At 39.8% G+C, this 1016-nt stretch carries 1 protein-coding gene and 1 pseudogene; one reads left to right on the top strand and one right to left on the bottom strand.

Annotated features, from left to right (window positions below; all coding sequences use genetic code 11):
• Positions 1 to 211: pseudogene (locus PX484_RS12690) on the top strand (DUF2079 domain-containing protein); the annotation flags it as partial.
• Here the strand turns inward: PX484_RS12690 and miaA are convergent.
• On the bottom strand, positions 153 to 1016 hold an 864-nt coding region (gene miaA / locus PX484_RS12695; protein WP_288104109.1), incomplete at its 5' end, for a tRNA (adenosine(37)-N6)-dimethylallyltransferase MiaA. The pseudogene PX484_RS12690 and the gene miaA sit on opposite strands and share 59 nt — an antisense overlap.

The raw sequence follows: 1016 nt of genomic DNA on the forward strand, positions 1-1016 counted from the left end.
CAAATTAGCGATCGAAGGTTCCCAATCCCTAGATTTAAATCAATTTAATTATATCCTACTCGATCGCCGTCATCCCGGTTGGTCTAGTTCACCAGAACTAATTGATGATCACTTAAATAAACTGAATCAAAATGAGAACTTTCGGTTAATCGTTAATCAGGATGATGTGTTTTTATATCGGGCCTTGACAACCCCTCAAGGAACAAAATAATTTTTCGTTCCACCAATTCCAATAAATTTTCTTTATCGATGGGAAACCAGACAATACCAGCATCGGCACGAAACCAAGTGCGCTGACGTTTGGCAAATTGACGGGTATGGAGGATAATTAAATCGATCGCCTGTTCTAAAGAAATTTCCCCGAGCAGATATTGCTTAATCTCTGCATAACCCAAAGTCTGCAAAAGTGGCAAATCCCAACCGTATTTATCCCCCAAATTCTGCACCTCTGCTACTAATCCTTTTGCAATCATTTGATGAGTACGAACAGTGATCCGCTTGTCTAAACTTTCTGGGGAACAGTCTAAACCAATTTGTAAAATTGGATAAGTGGGAGGGTTTTCTCCCTGCTGACTAGAGATAGGTTTTCCTGTCAGATAAAAAACCTCTAAAGCGCGTAAAGTCCTTACCTGATCATGGGGATGAATTTTTTTAGCAGCCTCCTCATCTACCTGCATCAGAATTTGATAAAGATAGGATTGTCCTAAAGCTTGTAATTGCCGTCTTAAATCCGGTTGAGGGGAAACCCTCGGTATTTTTAAACCTTTGACAATGGACTTGATATAAAGTCCCGTACCACCGACCAAAAACAGAGGAGAATAGTGGAGAGTGGTGATTAAATCCTCAGCCTGTTCTTGGTACTGTGCTAGGGTGAAATTATCTTGAGGATCACAAATATCAATTAGATAATGGGGAATCCGCTGACATTCTTCTAAGCTAGGTTTAGCAGTACCAATATTAAATTCTCGATAGATTTGTCGGGAATCGGCACTGAGAATTACTGAATTAAACTTTTC

Source organism: Microcystis sp. M49636_WE2, from assembly GCF_030065375.1.
Classification (GTDB): Bacteria; Cyanobacteriota; Cyanobacteriia; order Cyanobacteriales; family Microcystaceae; genus Microcystis; species Microcystis aeruginosa_C.